The organism is Gammaproteobacteria bacterium (assembly GCA_033344735.1).
Taxonomy (GTDB): Bacteria; Pseudomonadota; Gammaproteobacteria; order UBA4575; family UBA4575; genus UBA1858.
Genome location: JAWPMW010000001.1, coordinates 297,693 through 315,921, shown reverse-complemented (window position 1 = coordinate 315,921; position 18,229 = coordinate 297,693). Strand labels below are relative to the sequence as shown.

At 38.3% G+C, this 18,229-nt stretch carries 19 protein-coding genes; 4 read left to right on the top strand and 15 right to left on the bottom strand.

All coding sequences use genetic code 11. The features are described 5' to 3' along the window. Positions 1-155: 155 nt before the first annotated feature. From flgL to flgB, 11 genes are read right to left on the bottom strand one after another with little or no spacing between them, the layout of a single operon-like run. Entirely contained in the window at positions 156-1,355 is a 1,200-nt protein-coding gene (flgL, locus tag R8G33_01625; protein ID MDW3094350.1) for a flagellar hook-associated protein FlgL, read from the bottom strand. A gap of 3 nt (positions 1,356-1,358) precedes the next feature. Then, the gene (gene flgK / locus R8G33_01620; GenBank protein MDW3094349.1) at positions 1,359-3,260 is read right to left on the bottom strand and encodes a flagellar hook-associated protein FlgK; all 1,902 of its coding nucleotides are present in this window, start codon (positions 3,258-3,260) and stop codon (positions 1,359-1,361) included. Positions 3,261-3,278: 18 nt separating this feature from the next. Next, a complete protein-coding gene (gene flgJ / locus R8G33_01615; GenBank protein ID MDW3094348.1) occupies positions 3,279-4,280 on the bottom strand; it encodes a flagellar assembly peptidoglycan hydrolase FlgJ in 1,002 nt (333 codons plus the stop codon). Between the two features lie 2 nt (positions 4,281-4,282). Then, positions 4,283-5,380 (bottom strand): flagellar basal body P-ring protein FlgI, encoded by a 1,098-nt coding sequence (locus R8G33_01610; GenBank protein ID MDW3094347.1) that lies wholly within the window; start codon positions 5,378-5,380, stop codon positions 4,283-4,285. A gap of 15 nt (positions 5,381-5,395) precedes the next feature. Beyond that, complete coding sequence (locus R8G33_01605) at positions 5,396-6,079, bottom strand: flagellar basal body L-ring protein FlgH (GenBank protein MDW3094346.1); 684 nt, start codon at positions 6,077-6,079, stop codon at positions 5,396-5,398. 28 nt (positions 6,080-6,107) lie between these two features. After that, positions 6,108-6,893 carry a flagellar basal-body rod protein FlgG gene (flgG, locus tag R8G33_01600; GenBank protein ID MDW3094345.1) on the bottom strand — a complete coding sequence of 262 codons (786 nt, stop codon included), beginning with the start codon at positions 6,891-6,893 and terminating at the stop codon, positions 6,108-6,110. 18 nt (positions 6,894-6,911) lie between these two features. Then, positions 6,912-7,655, bottom strand: a complete 744-nt coding sequence (flgF, locus tag R8G33_01595; protein MDW3094344.1) for a flagellar basal-body rod protein FlgF — start codon at positions 7,653-7,655, stop codon at positions 6,912-6,914. A gap of 28 nt (positions 7,656-7,683) precedes the next feature. After that, complete coding sequence (flgE, locus tag R8G33_01590) at positions 7,684-8,910, bottom strand: flagellar hook protein FlgE (protein MDW3094343.1); 1,227 nt, start codon at positions 8,908-8,910, stop codon at positions 7,684-7,686. A 34-nt stretch (positions 8,911-8,944) separates the two neighbouring features. Further along, positions 8,945-9,619, bottom strand: coding sequence for a flagellar hook capping FlgD N-terminal domain-containing protein (locus tag R8G33_01585; protein ID MDW3094342.1), 675 nt, complete (start codon positions 9,617-9,619; stop codon positions 8,945-8,947). A gap of 14 nt (positions 9,620-9,633) precedes the next feature. After that, a complete protein-coding gene (flgC, locus tag R8G33_01580; GenBank protein ID MDW3094341.1) occupies positions 9,634-10,050 on the bottom strand; it encodes a flagellar basal body rod protein FlgC in 417 nt (138 codons plus the stop codon). 5 nt (positions 10,051-10,055) lie between these two features. Next, positions 10,056-10,625, bottom strand: coding sequence for a flagellar basal body rod protein FlgB (gene flgB / locus R8G33_01575; GenBank protein MDW3094340.1), 570 nt, complete (start codon positions 10,623-10,625; stop codon positions 10,056-10,058). Positions 10,626-10,749: 124 nt separating this feature from the next. On the opposite strand from flgB, the gene flgA reads away from it, so the two are divergent. The 4 genes from flgA (at position 10,750) to R8G33_01555 (ending at position 13,437) form a co-directional block, all read left to right on the top strand. Then, on the top strand, positions 10,750-11,451 hold the full coding sequence (gene flgA / locus R8G33_01570) for a flagellar basal body P-ring formation chaperone FlgA (protein MDW3094339.1): 702 nt from the start codon (positions 10,750-10,752) through the stop codon (positions 11,449-11,451). 74 nt (positions 11,452-11,525) lie between these two features. Beyond that, positions 11,526-11,840 carry a flagellar biosynthesis anti-sigma factor FlgM gene (flgM, locus tag R8G33_01565; protein MDW3094338.1) on the top strand — a complete coding sequence of 105 codons (315 nt, stop codon included), beginning with the start codon at positions 11,526-11,528 and terminating at the stop codon, positions 11,838-11,840. Positions 11,841-11,882: 42 nt separating this feature from the next. Then, positions 11,883-12,311 carry a flagellar protein FlgN gene (locus tag R8G33_01560; GenBank protein MDW3094337.1) on the top strand — a complete coding sequence of 143 codons (429 nt, stop codon included), beginning with the start codon at positions 11,883-11,885 and terminating at the stop codon, positions 12,309-12,311. A 199-nt stretch (positions 12,312-12,510) separates the two neighbouring features. Continuing rightward, positions 12,511-13,437: a GGDEF domain-containing protein gene (locus R8G33_01555; protein MDW3094336.1), complete on the top strand. Its 927-nt coding sequence runs from the start codon at positions 12,511-12,513 to the stop codon at positions 13,435-13,437. Here the strand turns inward: R8G33_01555 and R8G33_01550 are convergent. From R8G33_01550 to R8G33_01535, 4 genes are all read right to left on the bottom strand, one after another. After that, the gene (locus tag R8G33_01550) at positions 13,434-14,738 is read right to left on the bottom strand and encodes a GGDEF domain-containing protein (protein MDW3094335.1); all 1,305 of its coding nucleotides are present in this window, start codon (positions 14,736-14,738) and stop codon (positions 13,434-13,436) included. The two genes, R8G33_01555 and R8G33_01550, sit on opposite strands and share 4 nt — an antisense overlap. Positions 14,739-14,756: 18 nt before the next feature. Beyond that, on the bottom strand, positions 14,757-16,364 hold the full coding sequence (locus tag R8G33_01545; protein MDW3094334.1) for an FMN-binding glutamate synthase family protein: 1,608 nt from the start codon (positions 16,362-16,364) through the stop codon (positions 14,757-14,759). Between the two features lie 99 nt (positions 16,365-16,463). Further along, positions 16,464-17,297, bottom strand: a complete 834-nt coding sequence (locus R8G33_01540) for an HDOD domain-containing protein (protein ID MDW3094333.1) — start codon at positions 17,295-17,297, stop codon at positions 16,464-16,466. An 11-nt stretch (positions 17,298-17,308) separates the two neighbouring features. Continuing rightward, the gene (locus tag R8G33_01535) at positions 17,309-18,226 is read right to left on the bottom strand and encodes a MotB family protein (GenBank protein MDW3094332.1); all 918 of its coding nucleotides are present in this window, start codon (positions 18,224-18,226) and stop codon (positions 17,309-17,311) included. Positions 18,227-18,229 lie beyond the last annotated feature (3 nt).

Below are 18,229 nucleotides of genomic sequence, written 5' to 3'. Positions count from 1 at the left end.
AAAAAAAACTTTAAGGGATGTGTCTAAAAAAAGTGATGAGCGGGCAATAATATTATTGACTTTCTATTTTCATATTTTATAGCATCATAATTCTTTAATATTATTTTGATAACCGGAAAAAATTTCACGATAGATGGTATGAGATCAGATGATCTCTATAAGAAATTAAATAAATTTAGGTTTTGCACACGCGAGAATGTCGCTTGCACTGCTTCAAGTGAGGTTATTTCAAAGGTTAATTGACTAATTGCTTCAGCTAAATCCAAATCTTCCACTTCAGAAAGAGTCTGTTGTAACACAAGTTTTGCACTAGATGACTCAGTATCTGCTGAGTCTAAAGAATTCTGGCGCGTGCCTACTGTTGTTCGTATATTAAGTATATTTCCTATCGCTTGATCAATATCACCTAATGCTATCTGTAAGCCTTGCTGTAATTCAGCTTCTCCAGATTGATCAAAAGGAGAGATTCCTAAAGTATTAACAAGGTTAGTGATTGTTTCAAATATATCTTGATTACGACTCGCTTGAATAGTGAACTCATCTCCAGCATTGACATCACCCGATACAGCAACATCAATTCCATTAAAACTTATAGATGTTCCATCTGTATATGTCTGCGCAGCTAATACGGTCGCTGCTGTCGTATCATTGACCACATCGAATGTGGTCGCGGAAGTAAATACAATTCTAAAGTCTTGAGCAAGAAAACTGCTATTATCCACAACACTGCCTGCGTTAATAGTTCCACCACCAGTGTTACCCGCCGCAACATCAGTCGAAAATGATCCATTCCCATTACGAATTTTTTGAAATACTTCATAACCCGATTCGCCAATATCCACTGCACGATTAGCAGAAATCTGTAAATTCAGCGGAGATTGATCGCCGTTATATGTTGCACCACTAGGCGTCAAAGTAAAAGGTTGGGTCTTACCTTTACTACCAGAAAATAAAAATTCACCATTACCATCACGTGTATTAGCATAGTCTAATAATTCTTCAAGCCTTTGGTTAATTTCAGTTCTAATGATATTTCTCGTTTCATCAGTCTGAGTACTAGAATTGGCCTGAATAGTCAGATCTCGGACACGCTGCAATGTATTATTTACACTTGTTAAAGTTGCATCGAGCAATCCTAACTGCTGATTCGCAAATCCTCGATTACGCTCAAATTGATCTAAGCGAGAAATCGCTTGATTAAGATCCACCGATCTTGCGGCTTCAGTGGGTGCATCGGATGGGCGCAGCAGTTTTTTACCTGAACCTACTTGCGCCTGTAAGCCTGCTATCTGAGAAAGGTTTTCTTGTATGTCTTGAACAGCTCGCTGGTAATATAGCGACGTAGAAATACGCATATATTATCTCCCAACCACACTCAATAATGTTTGAAACAATTCATCACTAGCAGCAATAACTTGTGCTGCCGCTTGATAAGCTTGTTGATACTTGGTCAAATTCACTGCTTCCTCATCTAAATTAACTCCAGAAACGCTTTCTTTTGCTTGTACAGAATCTGCTAGCAACCGATTTTGCGCACTACTATTTAATTCCGCTTGACGCGTCACTGTTCCTACTCTGCCCACTAACCCACCATAGGTTTCTTGATAGTTACTACTTCCTCCAACGGTATCGGCCGTTTGAAGTCCAAGTAAAGCAATAGCGTTTGTATTATCAGATACAGCATTAGTATTACGTTCAATAACGAATACATCATTGTTCTCAACAGGGCCTTCGATATTTACCCTTATGCCATTAAAATCAATATCAGCACCACTGGTATATGTCACGCCCGCAGCAATATTGACGCCATCAGTAACATTAAATACGTCAAATGTTGTCGCTGGTGTGTTAAAACGAATTTCCACAGTATCGGTTAGATCAGGATCTGTAATATCTAACACTTGCGGCGGATTGATGATGCCATCACCCAAATTACTCAATTGCGCACTGGTTCTAACTGGTGATGCAGCAGCAATGTCATCTGTCCGGGAAATTAATACATCTATTTGGCTTGCGCCTAGTCTTGTAGGACGAACTAAAAATCGATCACCAGCAGCAGCTCCTGCACCAACATTTATCTGCACACCATCTACAGTAAATGAAGTGGCTGCTGATACGGTAGTGACGCCATCATCTAAACGAGTCACAGTATAATTTGCCCCATCATAACTGAGACTATAATCAGAAGAAGTCAGCGCTCTATAATCTGTGATCATACCTGTGACACTAGCACTGCCTGTGTTACCTGTATTACCTATCACTTCAACAGGACCAGATGCAAAGAAATCTGTCCCAATAGTACCTGTTAAGGTTTGACCCATATTATGTTGTTCATTGAATGTTCCTGCCATCACAGTGGCAATACGGCCAAGTTCGTTTCTAATTGAACCCAGCTGTTCATTTTTAAATTCTAGTAACCCAGCTAATCGACCACCAGTAATTGAGTTAGTAATATCAGCATCACCCGTAAATGTTTGATATGCAATACGAGTGTTTGATGCATCTGCAGGGTCGGAAATTGCAACCAAAGTTTGAGCACTATCGCCGACTACGACGCTTTGACCACTGCCGACGAAAACACTTAATGACCCATCACTTTGTTCTAGAGTTTGCACTGAAACAATTTCTGATAATTCCAGAACCAACTGATCACGCTGATCAAGAAGATCATTTGGTCGCTGGCCGCCAGAAGTGACACTTTGTGCTTCAACAATATTTCGATTCAAATCTGCAATACTATTTGCAATTGAATTTAAGTCTTGAATATTCTCACTAATACCGACTTTAATATCACTGTCGATCGCTTGCAGCTGGGACTCTATGTTTGTAAATCTAGTCACCAAGGATTCTGCTGCACTCAATACCACTTGACGCGCTGAGTTTGAGCTAGGATCAATTGATAAATCCTGAACACTATTAAAGAAGTTCTGTAATGAAGGGGCCAAGCTGCCATCACCATCAGCGAGCAAGTTATCAACACGCGAAGCTAAATTGCTAATTGCATTAAGTCTACCAGCTTCTGTAGAAGCATTACGCAATTGTTCAATTAAAAATTCGCTCTCAATACGTTGTATATTGGTGACTCGTGTCCCTGACCCAATAAACCCATTGCCGAATGCTTGGGGCTGTAAGGTAGTAAAATTCACTTCTTGACGGCTATAACCCGGCGTCGTCGAATTAGCAATATTATTCGAAGTCGTTGCTAAGGCAGTTTGAAATGCACGTAAGCCTGTAACCGCAATGTCTAGTGGACTACCCATAATGGTTTCCTATCAACGTTATTGACGTAGTTTAGAGAATGCTGCGTTATCGAGAACATTCAATATCTTATTTGCATAGTTAGGGTCAGTTGCATAACCTGCATTTTGTATTTCACTTAAAAATTTCTTTGCATCACTTGCAAATTCAAGTGCATATGAATAACGATCATTTCCAAGTAAAAATTCGGCATAATCTTCAAATGATTCTTTTAATGAATCGTACGCGCGGAAAGATTGTTTTAGCTCGTTAAATGCACCATTCTCAAATTCGAGAGTTTTGCTACCAACATGATCGCCGTCCCAGCGAGTATCCGCTTTAATACCAAAATAGTTATTAGAGCTACCTCTCACATCTTTAGGCACATGATTTCCCCAACCTGTTTCAAGTGCCGCGATAGCAACTAGCACTTTGGCATCGACACCTAAACGCTCTGCGGGAGCTTGGGCATATTTATATGCAAGCTCGACGAATTCGTTTGGTGTTTCTGGTTTGAATGCTAATGGTCTAATCTGTTTTATTTCATTGGTCGAATAAATGTTGGCATCAACCACAGAATCTTCTTTTAAATTGGCAGCGAGTTTTTCTACAAAATCATCAACACCAGATTTTATTGGTTCAACATATTCGGATTCATCATTACTTATATCTGTATTAACACGATTAACAATCACTTCATTGAATGAAATTTCTTGTGCATTCTGTTCATCGTTTACAGCATTTTCTGAACTACCACCTAATTGACGGTTTAAGATATTAGCTATGCCTAAAACCTCTTTTTTAGCCAAATCTGTTGCAATTTGCTGATCGTACATATCACGATAAAATTCTGATTGTTCACTTTGAAACATCCCTTCTGACAGTGAAGCAGTACGCATACTTTTTAGCATTTGCTGCAAAAATAATGCTTCAAACTGTTGAAAAATTTCATCATTAACTTCTTGCTCACCATTACCCGCTTGCAATCGCAAACGAGCCGTATCTGATGCTGTAGAAAGTAGAGATGCTATACCGTCACTCATAATTAAATCACTATTAATTCTGCTTTAAGCGCACCCGCTTGTTTTAGCGCTTCTAAAATTGCCACCAGATCGCCTGGAGCTGCGCCTACCTCATTCACAGCATTAACAATAGAATTCAGAGAAATCCCAGGATTAAATAAAAACATGCGATCAGAATTTTGCTGCACATCAATTTCTGTATCAGTGATTACTTCTGTATTACCTACTGCTGCAAACTCGTTTGGCTGACTGACTTCCATATTTTCAGAAATTGTTACAACTAAACTACCATGTGAAACAGCAGCCGGTGAAACACGCACATTGGACCCAATCACAACAGTTCCCGTGCGAGAATTAACAATAACTTTCGCAGCACTAGCACCAGGTATCATTTGAATATTCTCAATTTCTGCAAGAAACGATACTCGATTTGCAGCATCAAATGGCGCACGCACTCTCACTGTTACTGGATCTATGGCACTAGCGACACCTCCCCCCATAACATTATTAATACGATCTTGCATACGTTTTGCTGTGGTGAAATCAGAAGTATGTAAGTTGAGGAACAGATGATCTTGAAGAGCAAAATTACTAGGGATAGTTCGTTCTACGGTTGCACCATTAGGAATTCGCCCTGCACTAGGAACGTTAATAGTGATACTGGATCCATCACTTCCTTGAACCCCTAAACCACCAACGACTAGATTACCTTGAGCTACTGCGTATACTTTGCCATCAATACCTTTTAATGGCGACATCAATAAGCTTCCGCCACGCAAACTTTTAGAATTACCCAATGATGAAATAGTGACATCAATAGTCTGACCAGGTTTTGCAAATGCTGGCATTTCAGCGTGGATTGACACTGCAGCCACATTTTTCAACTGCGGGTTAACATCTGGTGGAATGGTAATATTGTAACGATTAAGAAAGCTTTTTAAACTTTGCACTGTAAATGGCGTTTGACTTGTTTGGTCTCCAGTACCATCTAAACCTACTACCAGCCCATAACCAAGTAATTGATTTGTTCTAACACCCGCAACTGAAGTTAAATCTTTTATTCTTTCGGCTAATACTGAATTTGAAATTGTAAGCAAAATTATTATGTATATTAATCGCATTATTATTCCCTCAAGTTATAGCGGCCAAATGGCATGCATAAAAAACTTAGCCAACCAACCCGCTTTACTACTATCGCTAACCACACCACTCCCTTTATATGTAATGCGAGCATTGGCTATTTTGGTTGACTCAATTTGATTACTTGAATCAATATCAGTTGGCCTAACAATGCCATCAATACGGACTACTTCACTACCTTCATTTAATGTCAGCAGCTTCTCTCCTTTAATAACCAAATAACCATTCGGTAGTCTCTCTGTTACAGTGACTGTGATATTGCCATCAAGGCTATTCTCTTGGGTTAATTCTCCTTCACCTTGAACATCTCGTGATGCAGTTGCACTGCTTGATAAAACTTCTCTTCCATCCAATGTGTAGTCACTTTTACCAAATATAGTCGGATTTGGAAGATCTATTGTGGTACTTTTATCAGCTTCTAATGAACTCGATTTACTTGCATTCGTTTGCTCAGAAAGCACGACCGTTAATAGATCGCCTACACGTGTTGCTTTTATATCTTCAAATATATAAAGATTACTCGAGGCATAAAATAACCCTCCATCATAATTAGATTTAACCTCCGGCATGACAGGCACAACGGGCTCGTAATCTGGATCACTCAGCTGACCTATACTGCTACAACCGGAAATCAATAGTAATATCAGTCCTGCTAATGATATTTTATCTGGCTTATTCATATTCTCCATCCCTGTGATTCATTTAATTCTATAAGTTGTTATTAACGTACTGAAGCATGCTATCTGCAGTTTCAATTGCCCGCGAGTTAACTTCATACGTACGCTGCGTTTCAATCATATTTACTAATTCTTCAACAACATTCACATTTGACGTTTCCAACGACCCTTGAATCATTGTTCCCAAACCATTCTGACCAGGTGTTCCAGGAGTTGGGCTACCCGATGATGCAGTTTCTAAAAACAAGTTTTCACCTCTTGGCTGCAAACCAGTTTCATTAACGAAATCGACTAACTGTATGTTACCCACCTGCGTAGGTGCATTATCACCTGCAGTTAACGTTGAAACAGTACCATCAACACCAATTGTTATACTGGTAACATTTGGCGGGATAGAAATAGCTGGCTGTAAAACATAACCACTTGAGTTTACGATTTGGCCCTGCGAATCCAATGTAAAACTTCCATCACGTGTGTAACCAGATGTGCCATCAGGCAATTGAATTTCAAAAAATCCACGACCTTGTATGGCAACATCCAATGGCGCATCTGTTTGCGATACATTTCCTTGGGTAAACAATTTCTCAGTCGCCACCACTCTTACACCTGTACCTAGCTGTAATCCGGTTGGTAATTGTGTGTCCTGTGAGGATTGCGCACCTGGTTGGCGTATATTTTGATAAATCAAATCTTCAAATACTGCTCGGTCTCTTTTAAATCCAGTGGTATTTGCGTTAGCCAAATTATTTGAAATAACTGTCATGCGCGTTTGTTGCGCATCTAAACCTGTTTTTGAATTCCATAATGCTGAAGTCATTTTTAATCCTTTATTATTTTATCCGCGCAATCTTAATATTGTTGCTGAGCTAGAGTCATTGCTTTCAGCCGTTTCCATTAGCTTCACATGCATCTCGAACTTTCTTGCAAGCTCAATCATATTAATAAGCTCACTTACTGAATTTACGTTGCTACCTTCAACAGTACCTGCTGCTACTCTTATTGATGCATCTGCATCAACAGCAACACCATCTTTTGCTCGAATGAATCCATCCAAATTCTTTTCAAGTTCTTCAATCGGTGGATTAACCAGCTTGATTCGATCAATTACTGCCAATGCACTTGCATCCTGACCAACAGGAATAATTGACAATGTTCCATCAGCCGCAATATCGAGTTTTTCGTAGGGAGGCAAAGCAATCGGACCATCATTACCCATGACAGAAAATCCTGCACCGGTTTGTAATAAACCGCCATTAACGACCCGCAAGTCACCAGCTCTAGTATAGGCTTCACTACCATCGGGTGTTTGAATAGCAAAAAAACCTTGGCCGTTAATTGATACGTCTAAGTCACGCCCTGTTTGCGTCACTTGTCCGACATCAAAATTTATTCCTGATCTTTCATCAACGCTAAATACACGACTTGGATTACCTGGTCCGTAAACGGGCAGACTTCGAATGGTATCGAAATCTGCTCGAAATCCTGTAGTGTTTGCGTTAGCTAAATTGTGGGTATTCGTTGCCTGGTGCAGTTGTATTTGTTTAGCACCATTCATTGCCACATATAACATCCCATCCATTCTCTACTCCTCTTGTAGGCCAACCTTATTAAATAATATTAATAATAGTCTGAGTGATTTCATCAGCTGCACCAATCACTTGAGCATTAGACTGGAAGAATCGTTGTGCTTGAATCATATCAATCAATTCCGATGTCACATCGACATTTGATTCTTCAAGTGCACCTGACTGTACTAGCCCCAAATCGGTGGAGCCTGGTGCACCTACTAATGCTGCACCGGAGGCGAATGATTCATTCCAAAGCGAATTACCTGAAGGCACCAAACCTTGAGTATTTGAAAAGTTGGCCAAAGCAACTTGACCAAATGCACTAGACACACCATTAGAGTAGCGTCCAAACAATGTTCCATCTGAAGCAAAGTCTAAACTTGTTAAACGACCAGTTTCGAAACCATTTTGATTCAGCGAAGAGACGCCAAATGGACTTCCGAATTGAGTTATTGCAGCATAGTCAATCGTATAAGTGGTCGATGTACCTATACCACCAGGTGTAAAAGCTGCTGAAGTGGTTGTAGTTCCAGCACCACCATTAACACCAACCAAACTTCCGCTTGGATCAAAATTCAAAATATCTGGGCCATCAACTTGAACACCATCAACAAAGGCAAAGGCTTCCCAATTAGTAGCTGTGTCTCGTCTAAAATATAATGAAGTCAAATGCTGACCACCCAATGAATCATAAGTAGTTAGTGAAGTTGAGTGATTATATGTTGCAGGATCAGGACCCGATGCTCCGACTGTAAATGCTGGTAGCACAGTCGCTGTTGCATCAAGGTTTGCACCTAGATCAATTTCTGAAGTAATTTGTGGTGCAACATCTGCACGACTAACAACAATTGGCCCTAGCCCACCTGTAATCAAGCCATTTGAGTCAGGTTGAAAACCAATTAATTGATTGCCAATTGGATCAACAAGGTTCCCGCTTGAATCGACACCAAAAGAACCTGCTCTACCATAAAAACGCTCACCGGCATCTTCAAGCACAAAAAATCCCTGACCATTAATGGCTAAATCTAAAGCATTGTCAGTAAATGTAAGATCACCATCTGTAAACTGCTGTTGTATTCCTGCAAGTTGAACACCTTGACCGATAGCATTACTGCTGACTCCAAATTCAGAACTTGCATAAACATCTGCAAATTCAGCGCGAGATTTTTTAAATCCGGTAGTTTCACTGTTGGCAATATTATTAGATATTACCTCTAAATCATTTTGGGCGGCATTTAGCCCTGTGAGTGCTATATCAAATGGCATATCTTTCTCCTTTAGTATGCGATTTATTAATTAATTATTCCGAAATTCTCTGTACTTCATTAAATAAAATAGTGCCACCTGTTTGTAACCCAAGCTCAATTGCACTTGAATTTGAAAGATTAACGCTTTGCACTTTACTTTCTACAGTGGTTGGCAATGAAACTTCATTTTCACCTGCTAGTACTGTAGCTGATAAAAAGTAATTACCCTCTGGGACTTGTTCACCTGCTTCATTCAATCCATTCCAAGTAAAACTATTCAACCCCAAGTTGGCTAATACCACTTGCTTGGTTTGTACAACTTCACCAGCTGCATTACTAATCAGAACTTCAGCAGTTCCTGCTTGGCTTTTTGAATCAACATAAGCCGTCACTGATTCTCCTTCAGTCATTGAAACTTGATTACCTTCAGCTTGAACGCTTTTACCAATCAAACCAGCTGCATTAAGTGCTTGGTTGTTATTTATTCCCTGTGAAAATTCTGCAAATGAGTCATTAAGATTATTCACACCATCCACTGTGCCAAATTGAGCGAGCTGCCCAATAAAGGCACCATTTTCTACTGGCTCGAACGGATCTTGGTTTTGAATTTGAGCAACGATAAGTTGTAAAAAATCTTCTTGTCCTAATTCCTTGTTGTTCGTGGCATCCTTTTGAAATCTTTGCACTCCAAATTGGCTACTCAATGCTGTATTAGTACCTATTTCCATTAATAGTCTCCCTGCTATTCGCCTAAGCGTAGTGTTTGTAGAAGCAAGTCCTTTGATGTATTCATTACCTCTACGTTATTTTGATAACCTCGTGAAGCTGACATCATGTTAGTCATCTCCTCTATGGGATTCACATTAGACAAATAAATATATCCTTCATCATCTGCTAAAGGATTGCCTGGTTCATATCTTTTTGGTGCTTCTGTATTATTCTCAACAATACCGAGAGTTTGCACACCAATATTGCTACTCTGAGAATTAAATACATCTTTATACATAGCAGAGAAAACTGGATTTCTTGCTTTGTAAGCTGCATCTGCACTTCCTGCAACAGACTGTGCATTGGAAATATTACTAGCAGTAACATTAAGTCGAACGCTTTGTGCGCTTAATCCACTACCTGATATATCAAAAATATTAAATAATGACATTATTCTTATTCACCTCGTAAAGTCCTTATTAGTCCACTAATTTTTTTACCTAAGATAGACAAGCTAACTTGATAACGAATAGCATTTTCTGTAAATGCAGACTTTTCATAATCAGCATCAACCGTATTTCCATCTAATGAAGCATGTGAAGGCACTCGATAGCGTATTGCCTGACTTGCAATACCATTTAAGTCACTTGAAAAATGTTGTGAACTACTTTTCTCAAGTTGAACACTAGTTTGCATTTTCCCACCTTGTAAACTTTCAAAAGCTGATTTGAAATCAATATCTTTCGCTTTGTAATTTGGCGTATCAGAATTTGCCAAGTTCGCTGCTAGCATTTCTGAACGAGCAGCACGCAGCGTAATTGCTTGTGCATGTATTCCAAAAAGTTTATCTATAGGACTAGACATATCGGTTTTTTTACAAAATTTATTTGTAATAGCTATAGCAATCGCTGTGCCAGCCGATAACAACCGATCAGAGATAAAAGCCGACACTTCATCAATACATGACATGAAGTGACATTCAGATGTTGCCGTCGTGCGGCAATAATTGCATGCAATGTTTTCCATAAAGCAAATATAATGTGCTCAACTAAATAGTCGGCATGAACTTTGCAACATTTCCTAGTAGCGTTAAACAATTGACGATACTTAAAGAGAGATGATGAAGAATTTAAATAGAAGTCTGAAGATCATGCTGACGTTGATTCTTATATGTATAAGTGTGAACTCAGCATTTTCACAAGAGCTATCAGGATCAGGTCAATACCATCGCCATGATGATATTACTGTGGCAGTAAAAGAATTCATTGGCGATTCAATTAATGCAGATGATGAATCGATGACAATTACAGCTAAATCATTAGATAAAAGATTAAAGTTAAGTAAATGTGAAATACCATTACAAGCATTTTGGCCGCCAGGTGCTAGCCAAGCAGGTCATACCTCTGTTGGTATTCGTTGTAATGATAGTAAACCATGGAAAATATATGTCGGCGCACAAATAAAGCGTTACCAGCAAGTATGGGTAGCCATGACCGCCTTATCACGTGGCACTATACTTAATCGCTCACATGTTGCACTTGAGCGGAAAGAGATTAGAAATAATAGCCGTGAATATTTTAGTATTGAGCAAAATCCAATCGGCCTAGTTGCCAAGAGGCCAATGCGCAGAGGAGATATTCTGCAAGTATTGGCTTTAGAAAAGCCTATGGCGGTAAAACGTGGTGATCGTGTGATTGTAATCGCTCGCGTCAATGGTTTAGAAATACGCACCGCCGCGACAGCGCTTAACGCAGCGGCTGAAGGTGACCGAATTCGAGTACAAAACCTATCCAGCAAAAAAGAACTGGAAGGTGTATTACATAAAAATAGTGTGGTTCATATAAATATCTAAAGATTTATATGAATTTTTGTTAAAGAAATGGCGATAATTGCCGATATATGGAAATCAGGAAAAGGTAAGAGAAGATGACAGACGTGATTAGAAATATTAACTCAAACAACCAGATAGCTGGATCTGGGTCAAAACCAACAGCTAAGTCTTCGGATGATAGCGCACCAAGCCAAAAAGCTAGTGCATCAACCAATGCCGCAGAAGGACAGGTAGATCTGACCAATTCTGCTCAAAAAGTAGATCAGTTGATTGCTAATTTATCTTCAGAGCCTATCGTTGATCGACAAAAAGTAGACGAGATTAAATCTGCTCTCGCAGATGGCCGTTATGAGGTGAATAGCTCAGTTATTGCGGACAAATTAATAGAAATTGATGAGCTACTTAAATAGCTCACATACAGTTTAGTCTACTCAAAAACCACGGAACGGTATATGAATAATCAAAACTCACATCAAGTCATTAGTGATTTACAGAATTGTATTAATTCTTTCCTAGATCAGCTATCGGCCGAAAGAGAATTACTTTTAGCCGGAAATGCAAATGATTTAAATAAAATCACCCTTCAAAAACAAGACACGATTACGAAATTATCGAAACTGGAAACCCAGTTCTCTCCAATGTTAGATAAATTTGCAAATGACCAAACATTAGATAAGAAATGGCAAGAAACCATTAACTTACTTAAAAAATGTCAGCAAATGAATACTGAGAATAGCTCTTTAGTCAATAATCGTCTTAAGCAAACAACCAACACTCTGAACCAGTTACATTCATTATTTGATACCGAACATGCTGTAACTTACAGCGAAAACGGAAATCAAATTATCACTTCGGAACCAAATCGCTCCGTTCACGCCTAAACTATCTAGCAAAAACACTCTTTACCGAGTAAATATAGGAGTGTAATTACGAATAAGACGTCAATAATTTGGCGTTTGTTGATATCAATTGTGAACAGTTGTTAACTTGATGCATCTGTAAGTATTAATACTAATATCGATTTAATGCAGATCTAATATTATTTGCTTGCCAAATTTTATAATAAAAAAGTTAAAATAAATGGAAATAAATAAGCCAATCAAATTGATTAGGCCACTTAAGCCGGCGAACCATGAATTAACGACTTCTGTAACCTCATCAAATTCTACAGGGTCAGTGCTGAACTATGCACTTAAGTTTCAGAGTCAAATTTGCGATAAATCATTAATTCAATCCTATGAAGAATGCATCAATTCTATCCTAAATGTAAGCGGAGTCCGCTATCGCTACCCTTTACTTGGAATTAATCACTCATTAGGCATTACTGATAATGCACAAAGTAATTTCCATTTAAAAACGGATAATGAATTTTGGGGTGATATTACATTATATAGAGAAAATGAATTCTCAGATAATGAGATGAAAAATATTGAGCTCATCTCATCATTATTAGTCCACCCTTTAAGGTCTGTAATTAATCAAAAGTCTAATTCATTATTGTCAATACATGATCAAACAACAGGCATAGCTAACTCAACATTAGTAGAACAATTAGTGACGCGTGAGGCAAAATTATCCCACAGAGAACGAGTACCTATGTCACTTGTGTTAATTGATATTGATCGATTTAACAAAATTTCTGAATCAGCAAACCTCATTATTAGAGATGAAATTTTATATAACGTAATGCAGGTAATGCGAGCTAGAATTCGTGACACAGATCTATTGTTCCGTTATAACAATGATACATACTGCCTAATTTTGAAAGGGGTAACATCAAACAATGCGTTTGAAATTAGTGAACGCATACGTAAAGAGATTGATAATAATAGATTAATTACCATCAATAAAAAATCTACACATATCACTGTTAGCGCAGGCGTAGCTGAATTATTGGCAACTGATAGCATTGAAAGCATATTTGAGCGTGCTAACAACGCAGTTCTTCACGCAAAGAAAATGGGCCGTAATCAGTCGATAATTGCTGATGGAAAATTTATCAGCTAAGCAACTTTCATCATTTCAATACGATCTCTACCACTTTGTTTAGCTTTATATAGCGCTTTATCGGCTCTCTCAAAGAGAGTGGTAGGTGTATCTTTATCCACAAAAGATGCAACACCACAAGAAATTGTCACATGTAGTGGCTGTTTTTTATAAGTGAACTCCGTTATAGAAATAAGCTTTCGAATTCTTTCAGCTAACTGAGCACCTTCTTCTAAAGATTTATCAACAAGCAACATAACAAATTCTTCTCCACCAAATCTTGCCAACATATCGCCTTTACGCACGCCGGTTCCAAGTTTTTTTGCAACTGACTGGAGAACTTTATCGCCCGCAGAATGGCCATGACGATCGTTAATCATTTTAAAGTGATCAATATCCCACACCAGCATAGTGCTAGATACTTTATTTTGCTGCCAATTCATCCATGCTTTTTCTAGTGCTTGCACATAAGCGGCACGATTATATAGGCCAGTCAAAGGATCAGTGACTGCTTCCATGTGTTTTTTATGGATGGTTTTTTCTAAGTCTTTGGCATGATCTTCTAATAACTTAATCTTATTACTCATACCGGCAATTTTATTTTCGAGAATTTTAGTTTCGCTCTCTTCTGACTCCACTTCCTCAATAACTTTTGTTTGTATTGCAGATACAATTTTACTTAGGCTTGCTTTCAATAAATTTATATCGTCACTATTCTTTATACTATCATCAAGCTCCTTGATACCTTCCTCAAAAGATTTATTGATGCTGCCTTTTTTAGATTCTCGCGAAAAATACTCATCTTTAGTTTCACTTAGTTCAGCATAAATAGATTGTAGCTTACTTGCGATGACCAATAAATATCCATGCATTTCTTCATGATCTTCAGTTAGGCTACTAGAAAAATCTAGCAGTAAACTTTTAGTCTTTTGAGTACAATTAATTATGTCATGACTAGTATCAAGCTGCTCTTTGATATTTTTAGCCAAATCCACATATTCGCCACTATAATTTACACCAACTAACAACTCTCGAAGTGCTTTTTTCCATTGCTGAACTGCTTTTGCATCAAGTGTTGAAGATTGCAATCCAACACTAATTGATTGAAATAAATCACCCAGATAAGCTAATACCTCATTACTGGAAAATGTATCATTGATTTCGCGCTCAAGCAGTAGAAATTCTTCTAATTGTTTAGCATCAGCAATGTTTTGATAGTCTTTCAATCTTGACTTAGCAGAAGCCAATGAGCTCATGTTTTGAACTTCTTCTAAATTAGCAATTTTATTGCTTTTAAATATTGATAAAATTTTATCGAACATTATTTTTAAAATTATTATTTAAGAAGCCTGCTCACTATTTAATTGATCTTCAGTCTCATCTGCGTCTAAGGCAGCGTGTTCTTTTGCAGACCATGGCCGAGTAGTCCAATCTCTACGATCCGTTTCAAACAACGGTTCAACTTTAGGGTAAAGCCTATCTAAAGGCACAGACAAACCATCACCTTGAATAATTCGTGCATGATGACGCTCTAAGTCTCTAAAGTGGCTCACACCACAAGAGTGAGCAATCATACCTACCTCATAAATCATATTTTTCACATAAAAAGTTACACGCTCTGCCTTTATATGCGGATCAAGTCCGCGTTGTAATTTCTTATCGTGTGTAGTAATGCCTGTAGGACAGGAGTTTTTATTGCATTGTAATGCTTGAATACAACCTAAAGAAAACATAAATCCACGTGCAGATGTAATAAAGTCAGCACCTACACATAGCGCCCACGCTACATCTGCTGGGTTAATTAACTTACCTGAAGCGATGACCTTAATTCTGTCACGCAAGCCATATTCAATTAATTTATTCACAACGATTGGCAAACTTTCATGCAATGGTAAACCCATATCATCAAGCAATGGCAATGGCGCAGCACCGGTTCCACCATCTGCGCTATCAACAGTAATAAAATCAGGCGCAGTTTCATGTCCTCTGCGTAGAATTGCGCTAAACAAATGATCTAGCCAACTTTCCGATCCAATCACAGCCTTAAATCCTACTGGCTTTCCAGTAACATCTCTAACATGATTAATCATGTCAATTAAATCATCATCGCATTTAATCTCTGGGTGGCGGTTTGGACTAATTGAATCGGTTGCCACTGGAATTCCTCTTATATCCGCAACCTCTTGAGATACCTTATCTGCTGGCAATATCCCACCCTTACCAGGCTTACCTCCTTGGCTTAATTTAATTTCAAACATTCTTAACTGTCGATGTGCTGCTACTTCTTTAAGTTTTTCATCACTTAGCTTGCCGGTTTCAGAATCACGTACACCGTATTTAGCAGTACCAATTTGAAATACTAAATCACAGCCTGTAGACAAATGATAAGGCGACAAACCACCTTCTCCTGTATTCATCCAACATTCAGCCTTCTTTGCACCGTAGCCTAATGCAAGGACTGCGGGCTTAGAAAGTGCACCGTAACTCATTCCAGAAATATTAAATATAGAACGTGTTACAAACGGCTTTTTCGCATATGGACCAATAGTTTCGTAATCAGGACTTGTTGCATCTTCCGACATTGTTGGATACGGACAGTTAGCAAATAGCACCGTTCCAGGCTTTTTTAAGTCGCGTGTTGAACCAAATGCAGATGTATTCGATAAATTCTTTGCTGCACGGTAGACCCATGAGCGTTGAGCTCGATTGAAGGGCAGCTCTTCACGATCCATAGCAAAAAAGTACTGCCTGAAAAACTCCCCAAGATACTCGAATAAATAACGGAATCTTCCAATCACAGGATAGTTTCTTCGGATAGCTTGCTTAGTTTGAGTAACGTCTATCACATATAAAACTGCGATTACCGCAACAGCTACAACCAATGCGACAGCAAGCGATACTTGCACAAACGACTTTATAGTCGATGAAAAAGAAAGAATGTATTCCATTAAATATCCTATAATTCAACCAGGCTTAAGGATATTATCGGCTGACCGGGCATATGCTTTACTAGTTAAATAGCTCCACACATCTGTTCTAAAAGGTAATTACGCTGTAAGTGGATTGACAAATTCTGTATTAGTACTCAACAAAAAATGACAATGATGTAATCTCTGATGGCTTGCATCTTTATCTATTTCAACCACTTGGCGCGAAAAGTCATAACCTGCACGGTGAATTCCTATACCTACATATTCGCAAATATTGTTTAATGCATTTTCAAAGCTTTCACACTCATAACCAAACTCTACACATGAAACCAGATGATAAACAATAATGCTTAATTTTAGACGTTCAGAAATTGATGAACTTTCATGAAATTGCTGGATACTATCTGGAAGTAGACCTATGTCATGATCTGAAAAATGATATAAAGGTTGAATACTATCAATTGCATCTAGATCTAGCATGCTAATATCATTCAGACTCTGACCTGACAAACATGAATTAAGGTCATTTATGCCAGTAAGCATAGATGCACAATACATCTCTTCTGATGATGTCTGGCCCATATAATCAGCCCAATATTGTGTCAAATGTGACGCCACATATATTCGACTTCTAATTAACTCAAACTCATAAATTTTTTCAGCTCCGACACCTTCCTCACTTAGAGATTTTATTGATAACAATTTGTCTTTAAGAGGTTGCAAACCCACTAAATTGATAGCCGCAGAAAGTGTATTTACGACAGGACTATTGCGCTTTAGAAATATCTCATTAACTAAGAATAAAATATTTGCAAGAACAATGGCATCTTGATTAGCTAATGCTGTAATGTCTCGCAAATCAATATCATCTTGAGAAAAGCATTTGCGCAGTTCATCAATTACTTGGTCCGACGCTGGCATACATCTTATGTCAATCGCTTTCGTATGCATGACAGTGACTCTTACTCACTTTCCGGTTGGTTTAACTCATCAACAACTTGATTCACATCATCAATACCAAAGTTATTATGCAGCTCATCAAATAGATGGTTATTACCTACGATGACAATTTCCACTCTTCTATTGCTTGCTTTATTCTCCAAGCTATCATTAGGTACTAATGGCTTTGTTTCAGCATGTGCTCGCATTTGTACTCTATATGGGTCAACCCTGCCATTTTTTGTTAGGTGATGCACTACATTAGCTGCTCTTGCTGCAGATAATTCCCAATTCGAGCGATATTCATAGGTACTGATTGGTACATTATCAGAGTGGCCAGCAACAATAATATTACCTTCAATTTTATTTAATGACTTAGATACTCTATCTATAATTTCAAATGAAGAAGATTTTAGTTTTGCCTCACCAGAATTAAATGTACTTTTCTCTTTCAACCTTACAGTAATCTCAGCTTCCGACCACTCTACTTCCAACATTCCCGTTTCAATTTCTTCTTTCAGATCTTCAACTAGCTTTTCAGCTTCTTCCCGTATACTGTCAATCGCAGCAGCATACATTTTTTCTGCAAGATTTTTATTTTCATCATCACTGCCCTCTGAAAATTCCAAGTTATCCTTAGTGTCATCTGAGGTTTCCTGCTCTACTACCTGAATTGGTGTAGGTTGAGGAATACCTGGAGAAAATTCCATTGCAATAATACTAGTCCCTTTAGGTATATCATTTGCTTTAATCTGTCGCTGAACACCAAACGCTTGCTTCATAGAACCAGATAACTGTTTAAATTTTTGTGCATCCATTTCAGAGAATGCAAGTAAAAGTACAAAGAAACACATTAGTAACGACATCAAATCAGCAAATGTCATTACCCATGCTGGTGCACCTGCATCTCCTTCTTCTTTTGTTTGCTCTTCGTCACTCATACT